Source organism: Hymenobacter sp. UV11 (assembly GCF_004684095.1).
GTDB lineage: Bacteria > Bacteroidota > Bacteroidia > Cytophagales > Hymenobacteraceae > Hymenobacter.
In genome coordinates, this window is sequence record NZ_SRII01000013.1 from 124,630 (window position 1) to 145,190 (window position 20,561).

The 20,561-nt window shown below is 62.6% G+C and carries 13 protein-coding genes; 4 read left to right on the forward strand and 9 right to left on the reverse strand.

The annotated features are described in order from the left end of the window. Positions 1-28: 28 nt before the first annotated feature. The 3 genes from E4631_RS21495 to E4631_RS21505 form a co-directional block, all read right to left on the reverse strand. Positions 29-1,894, reverse strand: coding sequence for a glycoside hydrolase family 2 protein (locus E4631_RS21495; protein ID WP_133657061.1), 1,866 nt, complete (start codon positions 1,892-1,894; stop codon positions 29-31). A 114-nt stretch (positions 1,895-2,008) separates the two neighbouring features. After that, on the reverse strand, positions 2,009-3,505 hold the full coding sequence (locus E4631_RS21500; RefSeq protein WP_166648036.1) for a RagB/SusD family nutrient uptake outer membrane protein: 1,497 nt from the start codon (positions 3,503-3,505) through the stop codon (positions 2,009-2,011). 72 nt (positions 3,506-3,577) lie between these two features. After that, complete coding sequence (locus E4631_RS21505; protein ID WP_133657063.1) at positions 3,578-6,778, reverse strand: TonB-dependent receptor; 3,201 nt, start codon at positions 6,776-6,778, stop codon at positions 3,578-3,580. Positions 6,779-7,097: 319 nt separating this feature from the next. Here E4631_RS21505 and E4631_RS21510 point away from each other — a divergent pair, with 319 nt between their 5' ends. Together E4631_RS21510 and E4631_RS21515 are read left to right on the forward strand one after the other, a co-directional pair. Next, on the forward strand, positions 7,098-8,114 hold the full coding sequence (locus tag E4631_RS21510; protein WP_133657064.1) for a LacI family DNA-binding transcriptional regulator: 1,017 nt from the start codon (positions 7,098-7,100) through the stop codon (positions 8,112-8,114). 266 nt (positions 8,115-8,380) lie between these two features. Beyond that, positions 8,381-10,174 (forward strand): PAS domain-containing protein, encoded by a 1,794-nt coding sequence (locus E4631_RS21515; protein WP_133657065.1) that lies wholly within the window; start codon positions 8,381-8,383, stop codon positions 10,172-10,174. A gap of 293 nt (positions 10,175-10,467) precedes the next feature. Here the strand turns inward: E4631_RS21515 and E4631_RS21520 are convergent, their stop codons facing one another. From E4631_RS21520 to E4631_RS21540, 5 genes are all read right to left on the reverse strand, one after another. Continuing rightward, positions 10,468-12,219, reverse strand: a complete 1,752-nt coding sequence (locus E4631_RS21520; RefSeq protein WP_133657066.1) for a glycoside hydrolase family 9 protein — start codon at positions 12,217-12,219, stop codon at positions 10,468-10,470. A gap of 165 nt (positions 12,220-12,384) precedes the next feature. Then, complete coding sequence (locus E4631_RS21525) at positions 12,385-14,679, reverse strand: patatin-like phospholipase family protein (RefSeq protein WP_133657067.1); 2,295 nt, start codon at positions 14,677-14,679, stop codon at positions 12,385-12,387. 174 nt (positions 14,680-14,853) lie between these two features. Next, on the reverse strand, positions 14,854-15,393 hold the full coding sequence (locus tag E4631_RS21530) for a hypothetical protein (protein ID WP_133657068.1): 540 nt from the start codon (positions 15,391-15,393) through the stop codon (positions 14,854-14,856). A gap of 112 nt (positions 15,394-15,505) precedes the next feature. Continuing rightward, positions 15,506-17,089 carry a carboxylesterase/lipase family protein gene (locus E4631_RS21535; RefSeq protein WP_133657069.1) on the reverse strand — a complete coding sequence of 528 codons (1,584 nt, stop codon included), beginning with the start codon at positions 17,087-17,089 and terminating at the stop codon, positions 15,506-15,508. Positions 17,090-17,172: 83 nt separating this feature from the next. Continuing rightward, entirely contained in the window at positions 17,173-17,646 is a 474-nt protein-coding gene (locus tag E4631_RS21540) for a hypothetical protein (RefSeq protein ID WP_133657070.1), read from the reverse strand. Between the two features lie 476 nt (positions 17,647-18,122). Between E4631_RS21540 and E4631_RS21545 the strand changes: the two genes are divergently transcribed. Then, complete coding sequence (locus tag E4631_RS21545; RefSeq protein WP_133657071.1) at positions 18,123-19,346, forward strand: helix-turn-helix domain-containing protein; 1,224 nt, start codon at positions 18,123-18,125, stop codon at positions 19,344-19,346. 150 nt (positions 19,347-19,496) lie between these two features. Next, positions 19,497-19,772 carry a hypothetical protein gene (locus E4631_RS21550; protein ID WP_133657072.1) on the forward strand — a complete coding sequence of 92 codons (276 nt, stop codon included), beginning with the start codon at positions 19,497-19,499 and terminating at the stop codon, positions 19,770-19,772. 499 nt (positions 19,773-20,271) lie between these two features. Here the strand turns inward: E4631_RS21550 and E4631_RS21555 are convergent. Beyond that, the coding region (locus E4631_RS21555) for a recombinase family protein (protein WP_205704289.1) at positions 20,272-20,561 on the reverse strand (290 nt) is incomplete at its 5' end.

Genomic DNA, 20,561 nt, shown 5'->3' on the forward strand with positions numbered 1-20,561 from the left:
CGCGGCAGGGCTGTTGACTGATTGCTCATTATTTCTTGCCGTCGTATTTCGCAGCCTGCTGGCGATAGTATTCCTGCAGCACGTAAAAAGCCTTTTTTTTCTGCCCCGTACTCGAAATCAAGCCCTTGCGGTTGAAGCCGTTCTGGTACACCGGGTGCTGGCGGCGGGTGGCACGGAAGTCGGCCAGTATCCAGGGCGTCATGCCGCGTAGGCCCTGAATATTGCCTAGCATCTTGAGCTGGTTTATGTAGAGCGCCTCCTGGTATTCCTCCGTCCAGCGGGTGTCGGCGGTGCCGTGGTAGCCACCCAGCGCGCTACCCCCCATCTCGCTGATGATGACGGGCTTGTTGTACTTAATGTCAAACGTATACTTCATGATTTCGCTCGGCAGGCCGCCCCAGTACCAGCCGGCGTACTCGTTGAAGCTCGTCAGGTCGAGGAACTCGCCGAGCGGGTCGTCCACGTGCACGGTGGTGCCGTCGCGGTGCAGCTCTAGGGCGGCGGCCAGCAGGCGGGTGTCGTCCAGGGACCGCGCTTTTTTGATGAGGCTGGTCATGAATTTCAGGCGCGGGTCGCCGAGCGGCGTTTCGTTGCCCACCGACCACACCACGATGCTGGCCCGGTTTTTCCCCATCGAAATGAGGTCCGAAAGCTGGGCTTCGGCGTTTTGGTAGGTGGCGGGGTTTTCCCAAGCAATGGTCCAGTACACGGGCACTTCGGCCCACACGAGCAGGCCCATCTCGTCGGCCAGGCGCAGCATGAGTTCGTTGTGGGGGTAGTGCGCCAGGCGCACGTAGTTGCAGCCCAGCTCTTTGGCCCAGGTCAGCAGCATGCGCAGGTCGCCCTCGCCCCTCGCCCGGCCCGGTATCAGCGGGTTTTCATCGTGAATGGAAATGCCGCGCAAAAACGTCGATTTGCCATTCAGCAAGATGTCCTGGCCCCGCGTTTGGATGGTGCGGAAGCCGATTTTGTCCTGCACTACGTCGCCGCCGCTGCTCAGGCTCACCGCGTAGCGCTTGGGGCTTTGCGGCGACCACAGCTGCAGCTTTTTGGCCGGAAAGCGGAAGCTGGCGCGGCCGGCCGTGTCGGTTTTTAGCGTCTGCTTGATGCCCGCCTCCGCAATGCTCAGCGTCACGATTTGGCCGGCCCTACCCCCCCCATTCAGCTGCACGTAGCCGGCCAGTGTGCCGGGCTCGTTTTTGGCCAGCTGCACCTCGTAGTCCTTGATGAAGGTGCCGGGCGCTTCGGCAATAAACACGTCGCGGGTGATGCCGCCGTAGTTCCACCAGTCGGTGTTGATAGTGGGCACGGCGTCGGCGTGGCGGGTGTTGTCGGCCTTCACCACCACGAAGTTGTCGCCGCTCGGGTCGAGCTTACCCGTCACCTCGTACTGGATGGGCGTGAAGCCGCCGCGGTGCATGCCCAGCTTCTTGCCATTGAGGTAGATGTGCGCTTCGTAGTTGATGGCCCCGAAATACAGAAAATACCGCTTGCCGGCCGTGGGCGTCAGCTTAAAATTCTTCTTAAACCAGATAGTGCCTTCGTAATACAAGAGCTTGGTGTCCTGCGAGTTCCAGTCGCCCGGAATTTGCATGGTGGACGACTTATCGAAGTCGTACTCAATCAGCTCGGGCTCTTGCGCATTACTGGGCTTTTGGTTGTCGTAATAGCCGCCCTTGCCGGTTTTCGACTGGTCGAAGGCCTCGCGGCGGTAGTCGTAGAAGCCGTTTTCGTAGGGGTCGATGATGTAGTTCCAGCTGCCGTTGAGGCTGAGCACGCGGCGGGCGGGCGCATTCTGAATCAGGCCCGACTGGGCGCGGGCGTTGGGGCTGGCCAGCAGGCCGACGAAGCAAAGCAGCGCCGCGAGCAGGCGGGCCGGGGAGGGGAGAAGCATGGAAAAGGGAAATGAAATGACGCCGGGCCAGCGCAGCAGACCAGAACTTATCCACTAAGCGCGCCCGGCTTAGCCCGGCGCGCTTAGTGGGCAAACTTGCTTAAGGATATCTACCTAGTAACCCGTGTTTTGAGTCAGTGCGGGATTGGTTTGGATTTCCTGCAGCGGCAGGGGAAAGAGCAGGTTGTGCGCGTCGATGCGGGTAGTGGCGGCGGCCTGCGTGAAGTAGGCGTTCATCACGGCGATGGCGCGGCCGGTGCGCACGAGGTCGAACCAGCGGTGGCCTTCAAAATTCAGCTCCAGGCGGCGCTCCGTTTCGAGGCGGGTTCGCAGAGCCGTGGCCGTGGTGCTGGCGGGCAGGTCAACGGTGGCGCTGGCGGTGGCCACGGGCAGCCCGCGCGCGCGCCGGATAACGCGGTTGACGGCGTCGAGGGCCAGCGCGTTGGGGCCGCTTTGCTCGTTTACGGCCTCGGCATAAAGGAGCAGTACGTCGGCGTAGCGCAGCACAATCCAGTCGTTTTCACTGTCGAAAGCAGTGGTAGGCACGTCGTTATATTTTTTGGTGTAGTAGGGCACGGCCGTGCCGCCGTAGGAGGCTGCGGCGCGCACATCGGTGGGGCCGCTGGCCGTGAAGGCTGCCACCAGGTCGGCATCGACGGTATTGAACTGCTGGCCGGTGCCTACCCCCCCGTTCACGGTCGCTGCCACGGCGGCCGTGAGCGGCGAGGTCAGGAAGAAGTTGGTGAAGCCGCTGCCCACGCCCAGGCCACCCTTGGTATAGCGCACCGCAAACAGGATTTCGTTGTTCATCTCATTGGCAGTCAAAAAGATGCTAGCATAAGCAGCTTGCAGGTCGTAGGTTTTGGCGTCGATAACCTGCTTGAGCTTGGCGGCGGCCAGGTCGTATTTCTTCTCGGTGAGCAGCACTTTGCCCAGCAGGCCCTGCGCGGCGCCCTTGGTGGCGCGGCCCAGGTTGGCGGCGGTCTGGGTCACGGGCAGGTTGGCCTCGGCAAAGTTCAGGTCGTCCTCAATCTGCGCGTACACGGCCGCGGCGGGCTGCCGCCCAAAGCTGTAGGCATCGGCAATGGATGTGATTTCGGTGGTTACCAGGGGCACGTCGCCCCAGGTGCGCACGGCGTTGAAATACGCCAGCGCCCGGATAAAGCGCACCTCGCCATAAAAGCGGTTGCGGGTAGCGTCGGTGAGCTTGATGGCGCCGGCCCGACCCAGGATAATGTTGCAGCGGGCAATGGCCTGGTAGGTGTACAGCCACTGGCTTTGCAGGCGCGGGTTGTCGCTGATGAGGCTGAAGGTATCGAACTCATTGAGGCGCTCGCCCGACACCACGGTGTAGCTATTGTCGCTGGGCACTTCGCTGAAAACCCAGAGGCCGCGGTTGGTACCCGACTTGCCGTAGATGTCCTGCAGCGAGGCGTAGGCCGCCGTCACGCCGGTTACGATGCTCAGCGAGTCGGTGTAGCCCTCGGTGCTCACCTGGCGGGTCGGGTCGCTCAGGTCGATAAAGTCCTTTTTGCACGAGGTCGTGCTCAGGGCGGCCAGGCCCAGCAGCGCGGCCAGGCCGCCGCCGGTTAGGAGTTGTTTGAAAATCATGGTGGGAATGAGTCGAATGGGAGGGGTTGGAGGGGGTAGGGCCGTTTTCACGGAGTAGCTCACCCTACTCATTTAGAAGCCAAGCTGCACGCCCAGCGTGATGGTGCGGGCCATCGGGTACGAGCCCTGGTCGACGCCGTAGGTGGGGGTAGTGCTGTTGCCGTAGTTGTTGGCTTCGGGGTTGTAGCCGAAGTACTTGGTGAAGGTGTACAGGTTCTGGATGGAAGCGTAGACGCCGGCGCTCTGCACGCCCGCTTTGCCGGCCCACTCCACCGGAATGTTGTAGCGCAGCGTGATGTTGCGCACCCGCAAAAACGACGCGTCGTAGATGAAGTAGGAGCTGAACTGCGTGCGCAGCGACGAGCCCGAGGTGGCGCGGGGCGTGCGGCCATCGCCGGGGTCGGTGGGCGAGTGCCAGCGGCCCAGCTGGTTGGTGCGGGCGTTGGTTTGGCCGGGGGCGTTAAAGGTGTAGCGGTCGGCACCGTACAGAATATCAGCCCCTTGCGTGCCTTGCAGCGTAATGCCCAGCGAAAAGCGCTTGTAGCCAAACGTGTTCTGGATGCCGTAGGTGAACTTGGGAAACGGGTTGCCAATCACGCCGATATCGTTCGAGTCAATCTTGCCGTCGCCGTTGATGTCCTTGAGCTTGATATCGCCCGGCGCCACGGTGCTGGCCGTCCACTTGGGGCTGGCGTCAATGTCGGCCTGGTCGCGGTACACGCCCTCCTGGGTGTAGCCGTAGAACACGCCCAGCGGCTGCCCCGTCACTACCCGAATGGAGCTGGTGTAGCCAAACACGGCGTCGTAGAGCAGCTGGTCGTTGGTGCCGGCCAGGGCCATCACCTGATTGCGGTTGATGCTGAGGTTGGCCGAAGTGCTCCAGGTGAAAGCTTTGTCGGTGATATTAACCGTGTTGAGCTGAAATTCGAGGCCGCGGTTGCGTACCTCACCCACGTTGGCCAGCGCCCGCGTCGAGAAGCCCAGCACGGCCGGAATATTCCGGTTGAGCAGCAGGTCGGTGGTGTTGCGCTGGTAAGCGGCCACCGTTAGGTAGATGCGGTCTTTAAATAAGCCCAGGTCGAAGCCCGCGTCAAACTGCGTGTTGGTTTCCCAGCCCAGGTTGCGCACAGATACGCCATTGGGCGAGAAGCCAAACGCCCGCGCCCCGTTGCCGGCGCCAAACACGTAGTTGGCGGCCGTTTGGTAGCTCTGGTAGTTGTAGTCGCCGATGTTGTTGTTGCCTGTCACGCCGTAGCTACCGCGCAGCTTCAGCTCACTGATGGCCGCAAACTGCTTAATGAACGGCTCCTCGGCCACGCGCCAGGCCAGCGCCACCGACGGGAAGGTGGCCTGGCGGTTGTCGGGGCCGAAGCGCGACGAGCCATCACTACGCAGGGCGGCCGTCAGGATGTAGCGCTCCTTGTACGAGTAGTCTACCCGCCCAAAAATCGAGGTGAGCGCGTTGGCTGTGTACGAGGCCTGGCCAAATAGCTGGCCGGCCGCCGTAACGTAGTCGATGGCAGTGTTGGTGTAGGTGCCGGTCTGGCCCAGCACGGTACTGCCCTCGTTGTTGTTGTACTGGGCCGAGTAGCCGGCCAGCAGCGTCAGGTTGTGGTCGGTGCCAAAGGTGCGGTTGTAAGTCGCCGTGTTCTCCCACACCCAGTTGAGGTTGGTGCCGTTGAGCTGCCGGGCGTCGATATTACCCAGGATGGGGTTCGAGAGGTTGGCGGCCTGGTTGCCGCTGGTGCCCAGCGTGGCCGGCACATAAATGCCGCGGCGGCTGTTGAGCAGCTCGGCCCCGAAGCTAGAGCGCAGGTGCAGGCCTGCTAGCACCTCAAAATCGAGGTAAGAATAGCCCAGCGCCCGCACCGCGTTGGTGTGGTCCTGGTAAAGGTCGAGGGTTGCCAGCGGGTTCAGCAGGTCGGTGGGGTTGGTAATTACCCCGTTGTAGCTGTTGCGAATGGTGCCGTAGTCGCCGTTGGGCAGGAACACGGGCACGATGGGGGGTAGGATAAGGGCCGCCGTAACGGCCGCCGTTTCGCCGCCGGGGCCACCGCCCGACACGTTGCCACCGTTGTAGCTGCCCGAAATAGGCTGCACCTGGGTGCGGGTAAAGTTGGGCGCCAGGCTCAGGCCCAGCTTGAATTTCTTGCTCAGCTGCGCATCATAGTTAGCGCGCAGCGAAAAGCGCTCGAAGCCCGAGTTCTTCACAATGCCGCTCTGCTTAAAATAGCCGCCCGAGACGTAGAAGCGCGACTTGTCGGTGCCGCCCGAGGCCGACACCTGGTAGTTTTGCTGCACGCCGGTCTTGAAAATCACGTCCTGCCAGTTGGTGTCGGGCAGCGGGGCCGCGCCGGCCTGCAAAATGGGCGGAATAACCCGGTTGCCGTTGGTAAACGACTCGCGCAGGTAGTCGAGGTACTGGTCGCGGTCGAGCAAATCTACCCGCTTGGCTACCTGCTGAATGCCCGAATTCGCACTGAAAGCGAAGCGCGTAGTGCCATCGGTATTGCCGCGCTTGGTGGTCACAATCACGATGCCGTTGCCGCCGCGCGAGCCGTAGATGGCGCAGGCCGCCGCATCCTTCAAAATCTGAATGGATTGAATATCGCCGGGCGAAATCTGGTTGTAGCTATCGGCGCTGTTGAGGGGGTAGCCGTCGACCACGTATAGCGGCGAGTTGCCGGCTGAAATTGAGCCCAGCCCGCGAATGCGAATCACCGCGCCCGCGCCCGGCTCGCCCGAGGGCTCCGTAATCTGGGCGCCCGCCACCAGGCCCACCAGCGCCTCGGAGGGCGAGGCCACCGGCAGCAGCGCTATCTGCTTGGCCGAGATGGAGGCGATGGACGTGGCCAGCAGCTTCTTTTCCTGCACACCGTAGCCCACTACTACTACCTCGTCGAGGCCAGCCGCATCGGGGGCCAGGCTCACGTTGAGGGTCGTTTTGCCGCCTACTACTACGGTCTTAGATACGTAGCCAATGAAGGAAAAAACCAGCGTGGCATTGTCGGGCGCCGCAATTTTGTAGCGACCGCTGGCGTCAGTCTGGGCCCCAATGCTGGTGCCTTTCACCACGACATTGACGCCGGGCAGGCCGGCTCCCCGCTCATCCAGCACTTGGCCGCTGATGGTTACGTCGGCCAGCACGGCAATGGGGTAGGGGGTAGGGCGCGGGGCGGCCAGCAGCGAAAAGCTGGTGCCCAGGCTAAGCGCCGGCAGCAAAACCAGGGGCCGCACAGCGCGCCAACGCGCAAAGCGTAGAGGAGCAATCATAAAGTGGGTGGGAAAGGAGTATTGAAAACGCGGCAGTCGGTGGCCTCTGTCCCCTCGGTGGCGCGGGGCCGGCCCGCCGCAATGGCCTGGCAACGAAGGCGCAGCGAGGAGCTCTGGAAGCCGTCTGCCCTGCGAAGTACAGGGTGTTCATGCCTTATTCAGACGCGAAAGCGGGGGTTTATTTACGTAAACGTTTTCAGTAAATGGCACCTGGTTCATCTGGCAAGGCAGGTTAGTTGCTTATATTACCAGGTATTTATGCTGGCAAAAAGCGCGGCTCTTCGTCTACTCTCTTTCTTTCGCTTACCCACCATATGCTATGAAACCCGTAAACCTCAAGCGCTTGGCTGAGGAGTTGAACTTGTCTATTGCCACGGTTTCGCGTGCCCTGCAAGACAGCCACGAGGTGTCGGCGGCCACCAAGGAGCGGGTGCGCGCCTTGGCCGCCGCGCTGCACTACGAGCCCAACGCCTACGCCAGCAGTCTGCGCCGCAACCAAAGCAAAACCATCGGGGTAGTTATTCCGAAGGTTACCAATCACTTCTTCTCCTTGGCCATTAATGGCATTGAGGAAGCTGCCCGGCAGAGCAACTACCACGTGCTCATCTACCTCACCCACGACGACCACGCCCGCGAAGTGGCCATCATTCAGCATCTTAAGGGCGGGCGCGTCGATGGCATTCTCCTATCGGTGGCCAGCGGCACCGAGGATATTGCCCACATCCAGAGCCTGGCGCCGGCCAACATCCCGGTAGTGTTTTTCGACCGCGTATGCGCCGAGATTGCCACGGCCAACGTTACGACCAATGACTACGAGAGTGGCTACCAGGCTACCGAGCACCTACTGGCCGCCGGTTGCCACCACATTGCCCACCTGCTGATTTCCAATAATCTATCTATTGGCCGCAACCGCCAGCAGGGCTACCTCGATGCGCTGCAGGCGCACGGCCTACCCCCCGATGCCGACCTGGTGCTGCCCGACACGACGAACAGGGCGCACAACGAAGAGCTGCTACGCGAGCTGCTGCAGCGCCGGCCCGATATCGACGGCATCTTCGCCTCAGTCGAGCACTTAGCCGTGAGCGCCTACCACGTGTGCCGCGAGCTGGGCCGCCGCATTCCGGAGGACGTGAAAATCGTGGGTTTCTCCAACCTCGAAAGTGTTTCCCTCTTCGACCCGCCCCTCACCACCATTACCCAGCCCGCCCACGACATTGGCCGCGAGGCCGCCCGCATTCTGCTGCGTGCCCTGGAAAAGAAGCGCCCCATTCTACCCAGCCAAAGCGTAGTGCTGAACTCGGAGCTGGTGCAGCGTCGCTCCAGCGAGCAGGGGTAGGGCGTGGCCAAAATCTGCTTGAATGCCCGGCTTCGCAAGACAACTTCCGGTAGCGGAACTGGTAAAGCAGACTGTACTTGGCCGCCTATAGTCGCAGCCCTGAAAAAGACGCTTTGCGCCGTGAAGAATGCATTAAGTAGGCAACCAGTTGCTATACAAGAGCTTGAAGGTACTGGACTAAGCTACTGCGCGTCGCCAGGGAGCCGCTGGCGGGGGCGGCCAATTCCCGCTAGTATCTTCGGCTAGTCAACAACAAATCCCCGCCGATGGGTATCCGTGACGAGTTGCAGGTGGTAGAGCACCTGCTGCACTCTTCTTCCGACGTGCTGTGTGCCCTTACCCCTACCGGCCACTTGTGGCGGGTCAGTGCGGCTGGCCAGCGCGTGCTGGGGTATGCCCCCGAGGAGCTCCACGACGCGCCCTTCCGCACTATTCTGCATCCTACCGACTGCGCCCAGGTCGAAGCCGCGTGCCAGGCCGCGTGGCAGCAAGCCGCCCCCGTCTCCTTTGAGGGCCGCTGCCTGACCAAGACCGGCCAAGCGGTGGGGCTCGCGTGGTCGGCCTTTCAGTGGCCTGCGACCGAGCTGCTGCTCTGCGTAGGGCGTGCAGTCGAGCCCCCGCCCGCCCCTGTACCGGCGGAAACAGCGGCGGGCAACGCCCGGCTCGAGCGCCTGGCCGATGGCTACATCGAGGTCGATACGAACTGGACCATTACCTATTTCAACGGTCAGGCCGAGCAGGTACTCCAAATTGACCGGCAACAATGCCTGGGCCGCAACTACTGGGAAGCCTTTCCCAATGCGGTCAACAGCCGCTTCGACTACTACCTGCATCTGGCGGTAGAGTCGGGACAGCCGGTGCACTTCGAAGCCCTTTCGACGCGCACGAGCCGCTGGCTGGAAGTCAACGCCTTGCCCGCAGCCGAAGGACTATCCATTTTCTTTTCCAACGTCACGGACCGGGTCACGGCCGCCAAACACCTGGAACAGCTGGCCCTCGTGGCTCAGGGCACCGACAATGGCGTGCTCATCAGCGATGCCCAAGGCCGCACCGAATGGGTCAACGAGGGCTTTACCAAGCACACGGGCTATACCCTGGCCGACCTACTCGGGCGCTTTCCCGGCGCCGTGCTCGACGGCCCCGACACGGACCCAACGATTCAGGAAACCATCCGCGCGTACTTCCAACAACCGGAGCCCTTCTCCGTACCGATTCTTACCTACACGAAAGCCGGCGAGAAGCTCTGGGTATTGCTGCACATTACGCCCCTGTACAACCAGGCCGGCGAGCTGATGAAGTTCATTTCTATTCAGCAGAACATCAATGCGCAGAAGGCAATGGAGGCCCAGCAAGCGCAGCTCACGCAGGACCTGTATGAGCACAACCGCGATTTGCAACAGTTCACCTACATGGTTTCGCACAATCTGCGGGCGCCGCTGGCCAATGCCCTGGGGCTGGCCAAGCTGCTGCCGCAGGTAGGCAAGCACAGCCCCATCTTTGATGCCTCCCTGGTTCGCCTGCGCCAGAGCCTGGAACAAGTGGATGGGGTGCTCCACGACCTGAGCCTCTTGCTCTCCCTGCGCGACCAGCAGCACCGACCCGCGCCCGAAACCGTGTCGCTGGCCGAGGTGTGCACGCAGGCCATCCAGCACTGGGCCCCGGCCGTAGGCCAGTGCGCGGGCCACGTCACGCTTGAGGTGGCGGAAGGGCTGCAGGTGCTCGGTACCCGGGCCTACGTGTACAGCATTTTTGATAATCTGCTTTCTAATGCGGTTAAGTATCGCTCCCCGGAGCGCCCGCTACGCATCGACATCCAGTGCGTCGCCGACGCGCACGGCGGGGCCAGCATCAGCTTCGCCGACAATGGCTCGGGCTTCGACCAGGCCAAGGCGGGCGCCAAGATATTCCAACTCTACCAGCGCTTCCACGGCGGGCAGCCGGGGCGGGGCCTGGGTTTATTCCTGGTCAAAACGCACGTAGAAACCATGGGGGGCACAATTGAGGTAAGCAGCCAGGTGGGGGTAGGGACACGCTTCCTGCTTCACCTCAACCAACGCTAGCCGGCGCACCTTCTCGGTCCCATCTCCGCCCTAAGCTGTCCCGCCTTACCGCGCCACCTCAGGCTCCCCTTGTCAGGCGGGGCAGCGCTGTGCGATGGCACCCACTCGCTTACCGGCCCCAACCCGCCCAGGTTAGGCCTCCTTATTCAACAACGAGACGCAAAATTTTGCGTCTCTACTGCGTGGATACGGACTTGTAAATCGCTGTAAAAGAAGAAGTCGACAAGGTGCGCCTTACTCGCGACTACCCACTAGCTCACGTAAGCGTGGAGGCTTTCGTACCGCTCCTGCCATTACTTGGCGCCCTTCACCAGCCCGCCTTTCGTTTGCAGGGCCTCTAGCGCGCCCGCCAGGTACACCAGCGGCGCGTTCCAGTTGATGGCGATTTCATTTGAGGCGTAGGAGCACACGCTATCGGAGTAGGAGAGGGGGGGTAGGGACGACGCATAGGTGCAGTGGTCCTGTTGACCGGGGTTGGGGCCGCCGGCCAGCAGGCCGGGCACCGGGGCGGCCAGGCCATCGGCTTCGGAAGGACGGTGGTGGGGGTGCTGGGGCGAGTGGCTACCCAGGCCCGTCACAAAGCAGTAGCCGGTGGCATTGCGGCCCAGCAGGTAATCGAGGTTGCCCAGGGCCGCCAGCAGGTACCGGCGGTTGCCGCTGAGGCGGTAGGCCTGCACCAGGGCAATGCCTTGGTTGGCAGCGCGGGCGTTGCTACCCCACTGAAAATCGGATGCCGCCTGGCCCATCACCGTTTGGTAGGGCGAGGCGGCCGCGCCCTTCAGCAGCTGGTCGGCGGCGGCCAGCAGGCGGGTGCGCAGGGCGGGAAGGTCTTTTTGGGCCAGCGGGGTAGCCTGGTTGCCGAGGCGGGCCAGGGTGTAGTAGGCCAGGGTGCGCACGGAGCCCCAGTCGGGCAAGGGCGTCTGCGCATCGGGGTAGAGGTTGACGGCGGTGTAGTAGCTGTCGGCCTTCGTGGTGGCGTAGAGCTCGGCGGCGGCCCAGATAAACTCGTCGGCCACGGTGCGGTCGCCGTAGCTGCCGGTGGCGATGGCCGGCTGGAACGTCTTGTTCATCGCGTCCTGGTCATAGAGCACGGCGGGGTGAGCCTGCGCCCAGGTCCAGGCCGCTTGCGAGGCCCGCAGGCAGGAATCGGCCAGGCCCGGGGTTTGCTTATCGAACTTGCGAAAAATGCGGCTGGCCTGGGCCGTAACGGCGGCAAAATCGAGGGTAGCGGCGGTGCTTTTCTGCACCACGTAGCGCGGGGCTTGGGCGGCCGCCGGCATCACCATGCCGGCGAAGCTGGCGTTGGTGAGCTTGTGGTACACGCCCCCGTCGTGCGGGTCTTGCATGGCCAGCAGCCAGCGCAGGTTCCAGAGGGCCTCGTCAAGCAGGTCGGGCAGGCGGTTCTGGCTTTCAGGAATATGGAGCTGGAGCTGGTCGCTATACGCGGGAAAGTCCTCGTAGAGCGCGAAGAGCGTGCCCATCGTAATACCCGAATTCACAACGTACTTGTTGTAGTCGCCCGCATCGTACCAGCCCCGGGGCGCGGAAATAACGGTGCCCGCCGGCCGCGCCGGGCTGGCCGCCGACGGATGCACCAGGACTTGCGTATCGGGGTGCCCCGCCGGCCGCGCCCACGGCCCCGCCTGCGCCGGCAGCAGGGCCGTGGAGGCCCGCTGGTAGTAGTAGCCCCGCAACGCCGCCTTTGCTACCCCCTCGTGCACATTGGGTTGGATGCGGAACGGAGCCGACTGGCCCTGGCCCGGCACCGTCAGCACAAAGGTGCCCGTGCCCTGAAAAGCGGAGAAATCAGCCACCCGCGTTTGCTGGGCGGCCAGCGCGTAGGTCTGGGTCGGCCCCAGCTCGCCGGTGAAAACGGTTTTGGTTAGGTCGGCAGTTTTCAACTCGAACCGGCCGGCGGGGGCGCCTACGAGCACGGCCACTTTGGGCGCGGTGGGGTAAAACCCGACTTGGTCCAGGTGGATGACCGTTTGGGCGTGTAGGGGTAGGGCGAGGAGGAGGGAGAAGTACTTGAAGTAAGTCGACATAAGGGGCAGACCAAGTGGGGTCGGTGAGAAGCAAGAGGGGTAGGGCCTCGGGGGTAGCGGACTGGCGCCGGGCAGGCGCGGGGCTGAGGGAATTATTTACGAGCCGCCACGCCGCGCGGTTAGCACACCCCAGGCAGTGACCGTCAGCGGAAGCCTACCGGGCTTTTAGCGGTAGCCGAAGGGAAACCCAATGTTGAAATAGGGTAGTAGCTTTTTCGTCGCGTCCGAGTACATCAGGCTCACGTCGATGGGCCCCAGAAATGAATTAAGGCCCAAAGTGAGGGAGCCGCCATAAATCATCTGGGCCGGTTGCGGCCGGGCAGCGTTGGCAAGAAAGTCGTGGTAGAGGGCGTTGGCCTTGGCAATGACGAAGATTTTGGGGCTCACCGCGTACTGGTAGCCCACGAGCCCGACTACGGCGCTACCGGTGTAGAGGCCGGCTTCGGGCAGGCCGGCAAACGTGAGTTGATTACGCAGCCCGCTGGTGAGGCCACCCAGCACAAAGTCGTTGGCAATGGCCTGCTGGTAGTTCCAGTTGAGGCCCACCTGGGCCTGGGCCAGCAGCGTGGCGCGCTTGCTGAGCGGCAGGTACTGCTCCACGTGGAGGCGCGCGTGACCGTAGGGCCGGAACGAAAAGCCCGGCGACTGCTCGGTGCCGATAACGGTGGTGTCGCTCAGAACCCGAAAGCTGGGCTGCTGGGTATACACCACGCCGATTTCAGCCTCAATTCTGCGGCCGTGGGTAGGGTAGGCAACCGCGTTGAGCGTGTTTTCTTCGTAGAATAAGTAGCTGTTGAGCAGGCTAATGCGGCCGTCGAGCTGGAGGCGGGAGGTGATTTCGGGCGTGAAGCGCCCGTACTCATAGCGCGTGCCCAGGCCCAGGCCCCGGTTGCGGTCGAGCAGGTGAAATAGCTGCGCGTTGGCCAGCACATAGCTCTGCGTGTAGAGGCCCGCCTTCTTAAAGCTCGCGCTGTACGTAGTGATGCTGACCCGCTCGCCCTGCGCCAGCAGCCGCAGCACCAGGCGCTGGTGCTCGGTGAAGTACTGCACGTGCTTGAGCCGCAAACGGGGATTCTCCCCGATGTTGAACGCCACCTGGCTCGTAGAAGCGGAGGCCAGCTTGTCTTGCAGCGTCACGCTGCCGATGAGGCCGAGGCCGGTCAGCGAGTTGTAGTTGAGCCCCAGGCCGATGCGCGCGGCCGGGCTGCGCGCGGCGTCGAACACAAGGCGAGCCGATGAGTCGGAAACGGGCAGCAGCGAGTAGGTGATTTTGCGAAACGCCCGCGTGCCGAACGCGTCGCGCACGGCCGCCGACAGCTGCGGGGCCGAGTAGTAGTGCCCAGGGCGCAGCCGCAGCTGCCGCCGCAGCAGCGCCTCGGATGCTGGCGGCAGGCCCTGCACCTGATATCCTTCGACGTACACGGAGTCGGCTCGCCGGGCGGCGGGGGGGTAGGGCGGGGCCGGGCCGTAGAGCGCATCCAGCGAATCGCGCAGGGTTTTCAGCTTCGGAAACACCGCCCGGCCCTGCTGCAAGCCCAGGGCAATGATGGGCCCCGCGGCCGCAAAGCTGCCGCTGGAGTAGTCATCCAGCGGATAATCGACGTAGAGGCTACACAGGGCCTTCTGTGCTTTAAAATCCGCATTGTCCTTGAACGAGGAAATCTGGAGCAGCACATCCACGGGGCTGCGCAGGTTGGCTTCGGTGTAGGCCCCGGCCGACACGTTGCTGCCAATGATAACGGCCGCGCCCATGGCCTGCACTTCCGACACCGGAAAGTTGCGCACTACCCCCCCGTCCACCAGCTGGTGCCCCTGGTATTGCACTGGCGTAAACACCGACGGAATGGCCATGCTGGCCCGAATGGCCGCCACAATCTCGCCCCGGCGCAGCACCTCTGGCTCGCCGGAAATAATGTCCGTTGCCACGCACCGAAACCCCCGCTGGAAGCGCGCAAAATCCTTGGTGCGGTAGTAGGGCAAGAATAACTCGCTGAGCTTGAGCCACAACTCTTCCGACTCAATAATGCCGTTGGGAAACTGCAATTTGCCCTTCACCACTGGCAGCTCCAGGAGGTAACGACCAAAATCGTCTTTCCCCGGCAGCGTAATCGTGCTGAGTTGGGCCGCATTGGTGAGCAGCGCGTCCCAGTCCAACCCCTGGGCTATCCGTTCAATTTCGGCCCCGGAGTAGCCGGCCGCATACAGTGAGCCGACCACGGCGCCCATGCTGGTACCCGTCACGTAATCGACCCGCACGCCGGCCGAGTCCAGGGCCTTGAGGAGCCCGATATGGGCCAGGCCACGGGCCCCGCCGCCGCTCAGCGTCAGGCCCACGCGCGGGCGCTGGGCCGGAGTTTGGCCCCAGGCCAGGCCAATGGTAAGCAACAGCAGCAGCAGCAGCAAGCCTAGCCAGCGCTGGTACGGAATGGGGTAGGTGGCCGGGCGGTAGGCGTGCTCCATAAGGCTGTGTAAGAGGGCTTACGGCTGCCGTGGGGAACCGGCAGCACTCCTGGGTGGCCCGTCGGGCCAGGGCGCGCGGCGCGGCCAGCTTAGCCTTTCACACCTGAAATTAGGTCAACCAGCAGCTTACGAAGCCAAGATAAGGGGTAGGGCCGGAGCAACCGGGCCAGCAGGCTAGCGCAAGCCGAGCACGGTCACGGTGGCCGGGCTGAACAGCCCGCCGCCACTACTGTACCAGAGGTCGAGGCGACGGATGCGGCGGCCACCTAGCTGTAGGCTGAGCGAGCGGCTGTCGTGGCCCGGCAGCAGGCGGTAGTGTAGCGGCAGGCTGCTCGCCGGCCCGTAGTCGTAGCTCACCAGCAAGTGGTCCAGGGTCAGGGGCCGATTGCTAACCCGGAGCTTGAGGTAGCGGAAGTTATTGGAGCTCCCACGCAGCCCCGCGCCGGCCTGCTCAACCGGCTGCCGTAGCACAATGGTAGCGATAGGAATCCAGCTATTAACGGGCGGCCGCGGCGGCCGAATGGGCGGGCGCGGCGGTTGCGGCGGCCGAGGGGGGTAGGGCGGCCGCACCGGCTGAACGGGCGGCCGCGGGGGCCGGGGCGGCCTTGGCGGCTGCACCTGAGGGCGCCCCGGCTGCACTACCTCCTGCGCTACGCCGGGCTGGCAAGCCAGTAGCGCGCTCAGCAGCGCGCTACACAAGAAAAACTGGTTCATGGGCAGGAAGAAAAGCCAACGGTGGCCGGCGGTAATTGATTATCAATTATTTGACAATCATTATCTTGTTTATAAAGTTGACTAAAGCCTTGCTGCCTCCCTACCCCCTTCTTCAGCGCACTCCTTCCCAAGCCCGCAGCTCCTTAGCGTGCGGGTTGGCTTGAAGTTGCGAGTTGGTATTGAACAACATGGTCTGGTGCTCGGCTTTGGTGTAAGAGGCCCAGCCAGGGCTGCCGGTTTTGGCAAACTCCACCCAGGCGTTCTGCATCTTTTCGGCCAGCTCGGCGGGGCCGCCACCGGGGCCCAGCATGCCGCGTGGCCCCGTCACCAAGGCAAGCTGGTTGAAGACGAAGGGTAGTTCTAGCCCGTGGTAGGCCCCATAGGTGCCGGCCGCCACCGAGGAAGGCCAGCCAAACTCGTACATGTAGGTGCGGCCGGGCTGGCCGGCGTGGGCATCGGCGAGGTGCACGGAAGGCACCTGAAACTGGTACGCCGTGACTATGGCGGAAAGCAGCTGGCCCAGGTTTTTAGGGGGGTAGGCCTGCTTGTACACGGTAATAAGGGCCGCCGGTGCGGGGTGAAACCGCTTTGCGGCCAGAGTCAGGACAAAGTTGGACTTGATTTTCTGGAGTAGCCCGGTGGGCACCAGGAAGTAGTTGGCCTCATCGGAGTTGTAGCCCACCAGCACGTCAACGGCACTGCCGGCCCCTTGCTGCACGCTGGTCAGGGGCACGGCGGGCACGATGTCGCCGTCAATCACCGGAAAATAAAGCACGGTGCCCGAGCCGGGGTCGGCATAGTCGTTGGTATCCAGCTTCACCATTTTGGGCGTAACTTTTTGCTGAGCTGCCAGCAGCTGCTCGGGGGTGAAGCGGCGGTAGGCCTCGGCGGTATTTTTGATTTTCAGCACTTTAGCGTACTTGGCCGCGATGCGGTCGGCCTGTTCGCCGCTGAGCACGGCCTGGCCCGAGCCGCTCATCAGAATGGCCCGCCGAAACAGGCCCTTCGCGGCCGGGCTGCCCAGCAGCGTAGCCACGCTCATCGCCCCGGCCGACTCGCCGCAGATGGTTACGTTGGCCGGGTCGCCCCCGAAGCGGGCAATATTGGCCTGCACCCAGCGCAGGGCCGCCAGCTGGTCGCGGATGCCCAGGTTTGAGGGCACACCGTTGATTTTCAGGAAGCCCTCAATGCCCAGCCGGTAATTGAGTGTGACTAGCACAACGCCCTTTTGGGCGAAGCTCGTACCGTTGAAGAGCGGTACATCACTGGACCCCAGCACGAAGGCCCCGCCGTGAATAAAGACCAGTACGGGGCGGGCGGGGCCGGCCAGGGCGGGCGTCCAGATGTTGGTAGTCAGGTAGTCGTCGCCCTTCACCCAGCCCGCCCCAAAGACGGGCTGGTCGTCGATGTCCCCGGCGGGCGGGCGGTTGTACGGCGCGGTTGGGCCGCCCGTGGTAGCGTCGCGCACGCCCGGCCAGGGTTGGTGCGGGGCCGGGGCCGCAAAGCGCAGCGCCCCCACGGGGGGAGCAGCGTAGGGAATGCTCGTGAAGGCGAGCACACTCCCCACCCGCTGCCCCCGCACCTGGCCCGCCTCCGTAGTTGCCACTAAGTCGTTGTTGTCGTTTTGAGCCCTGGCCGGGGGGTAGCAAGCCACTAACAAGCCCAGCAGGGAAAGTAACGTAAATAATCCTTTCATGGCGCGTAAAAACTTGATGCTGAATGAGCCCCGTTGGGGTAGCCGGTAGCGTGAGTCGGGGGCCTGCGGCCCGAAAACCCGCGTTAGCGGCTGCCGAACAAGACGTCCTTATTGCGCAGCCACAAGGCCCGGTCCACTAGCTCAGTAGACTTTTTGCTAAAGCGCAGGCTACCGAAGTTGAGGCCAATGCCCACCACTTGCAACGCAATGCTGCCGGCTCGTTCATTCTTACTCAGCACCGCACCACCCACCAGCGCGGCTACGGACGTGATACCCAGCAGGCGGCTCACAACCCGGTCTTGCCGGCCCTGCCGATACAGGTCGTTGGTTACGCCGAGGGAAAACTGCGTCTTCAGCTGGCGAAACGGCAGTTGTCTGCCGCCCAGGATGTACTTATCGCCGTAGCCATAAATCGTTCGGGTATCGTAGACCCGCACCAGCGAGTCGCGCAACGGCTCATTCCGAATGGGCAGCTGCGCGGCGGCGGGCATACTCCACCCCACCAGTAGCAAAACCAGGGGTACCAAGCCACCCTGGGTGGGCAGGTTATAACGCATACGGAAGGGGGATTGGGGCCGCTCAAGGCCGGCCGGTTGTTGAATGAAGCGCTGGGACAGTCCCGGCTCCTGGGCCCTTTCTGAGTGAGGCCAGCACGGCGCGGCCTGATAACCAGCTTTTCAACTGCAAGAGTAGGCGCCCGGCCTGCAGGAAGCAAGGCCACAAAATGACCAGCTTGTTGCATTTTACAAAATGTAACAAGCTGGTCATTTTGTGACAGCAACTCCCAAGATTCAACTAATTGACTTATAAGCTTATAAAATACCTGCTAGTCTTTTCCGCCTGCCTGCCAGCGCAGCGACCAAGCTCATGCAGGATATGTTCGGCAGCGCTAACGGACTGGGGTAAGCTTTTAAAAAAGCATGCAGTATGTCGCTATATTTCTAAAAACTACCGATATATTGTGACCTACCACCCGGCTTGGGGTTGTGGCCGTTGCTGAGAATAAGTCCTCTTCCCTACTGCTTCGTCCGTTATGATACCCGTGCTGCCTTCGATAGCCCACGCCGAGCTACTAACGGTATTCATGTTCCTGGGAGCCTTCGTCGGAACACTGGTCAGCCTCATCCTGGCGTTTGTTAACACTGTGCAGCGCCACGCCAACCGCCTGCTGAGCGTGTCGCTGTTCAGCGTGGCCCTGTTTGCCCTCACGAGCGCGCTACTCATCAATCACTCCATCTTCCTGGTGCCGCACCTGTTTCGGGTGAACATGCCGCTGCACTACCTGGTCGCGCCCTGCGCCTACCTCTACGTGCGCTCGGTGCTGTATCAGGAAATTCGGTTTCACCGCTTCGACTGGCTGCATTTCGTGCCCTTTGGCCTGCATTCCCTGGAGCTACTACCGTTTCTGCTACACGGGGCCGCCTTTAAAATCCACTACCTGCAACTGCTACTAGTCGATGTGGCGGGCGTTACAAAGCAGCAGGAAGGGCTGCTGCCGGCCTACTACCACCCGGTACTCAAATTTGTGCTCGGCAATATCTATGTGCTGATGCAGTGGCGGTTGTTGTGGCAGTTCAGCCGCCAGGCCGCCCCTGCCAGCCGCTACGAAAACCAGGCGCTGCTGCGCTGGCTACGGCTTTTCACCCTGCTCAATACCCTGCTCTACCCGCCCGTGCTGCTGGCAATGGTGCTGCCCGTCAGCGGCACTTCCGCCACCATTTTTGCCGTGTGCGTGCTGGGTAGCTACCTGCTGCTCACGTCCACCTTGCTGTTCTTGCAGCCCCAGCTGCTGTACGGATTGTGCAGGGCGCCAGCAGCGGCCGCCGTGGCCGGGGCACCCGCGCTCCCCACGCCAGCCGCCGCCACCAGGCAGGAAGACCCCGCGCGAGCCTACTCGTTGAGCGAGGAGCGCAAGCAGGCGTACTGCGCTCTGCTTGAGGAGTTCATGCTGCAGCAGCCGTTTCGGCGCAAGGGATACAGTATCAAGGACCTGGCGGCCGAAACCACTATTCCGCCGCACCACGTCTCGGCCCTCATCAACCAGGAGTATCGGATGAACTTCAACGACTTTCTCAATCGCTACCGGGTCGAGTACATCAAGGCGCGCATGGGGCAGGTCGACTGGCGACACCTCACGCTGGAAGGCCTCGCCCTCGAAGCCGGCTTCAGCAACCGCACCACCTTCTTTCGGGCTTTCGTTAAGCTCACCGGCTGCACGCCCACCGAGTACCTGGCCCAGGTTACGCCTTCGGCCTGAAAATAAGCAGCTTGGCCAGCTGGCACCCCAGCGGCCGGCCTTTTTGTTGTTACATAATAGGAAGTGTAACACATCGGGGCCGTACGGGGCTTGCAAGCGGTCGGCGCGCCGTTTACGTTTGCAACTGGTCTTTTAGGCAGACCGCTACGGATGGAATCAGCGGATGAAACCAGGCGCACTCTCACGGCATTCAACCAGTTGCCGCCGCCCGCGCAGCTCACCTGCGTGTGGGAGCAAGGCTACTACCTGGCCGCCCGGCCAGACGGTGCGGCCGGCCTCGTGCGTATCTACCAGGTCGGGGCCTTTTTTGTAGAAATTCACTTCCCTGCCTCCTCCGACTTCGTAGTGCTGCGCGCCTTTCGCGACCCCATGCATTTGCAGCCATACCTCGACCAGATTGACATCCAATCCTCGCTAGGCGACTAAACAGACCTCGGTTAGAAGCTCGGCACGAATGTTACCTGGCTGGCCTCCCTACCCCACCTAGTTTGCCAGCCGGCTCACCTACGCCTTCCACAACCGGTACCTGCTGACGCTGACGGCCCGCGACGACGGCTCGTCGAAGCTGGCGGTGGGCAATAAATGCGCCGGTCGGCTGGCGGAGCCAGCCGACCGGCGCCCGTACCCGGACTTCCGGGTCGAACTCCTGGGGTAGGCGATAGCCTGGACAGACACTGAACCGCAGGCCTCCGCCTGTGCACGGAGCAATATAGGCGACCGATATCGAAGCTATACAGGCGACTAACCATAACCAGGGGACTCCGCTGAAACTGGTCAATACAGCACAGTAAGGCTTAAAGAGGGGGTAGGGAAAGTTTGGCGGCATGGCCCGCCCCGGCCAAGGTATCACCCGCTGTTTAGTTTGTTTGCGGGTGGCCTGGCCAGTTGCTGGCCGAAAGCGCACGGTTTGCTCAGCCACCTACTGCTACTCTTTATATAGTGTCCGTCGCTGTAGTAGCCGCTGAACTGATGAGGGAAAGAACAGCTTACCCCGCCGGGTGCGGTAGCCGCCTCCATTCAACTCCTCAGCAATCTGCTGCAAGGTGTATCCCTGCGCCTGCAGTAGCCCCCCAAGCCGGGTAGCCTGCTGGTTCTGCTGATTGGTGCGGGCGTTGGCCTGCCGAATATTCCGGCTCTTTTCAATAGCAGCACGGGTTAAATTTTGGGGACTACCCAGCTGAGCACCGCGCGCCTTTTTGGCGGCGAGCGCCTCCG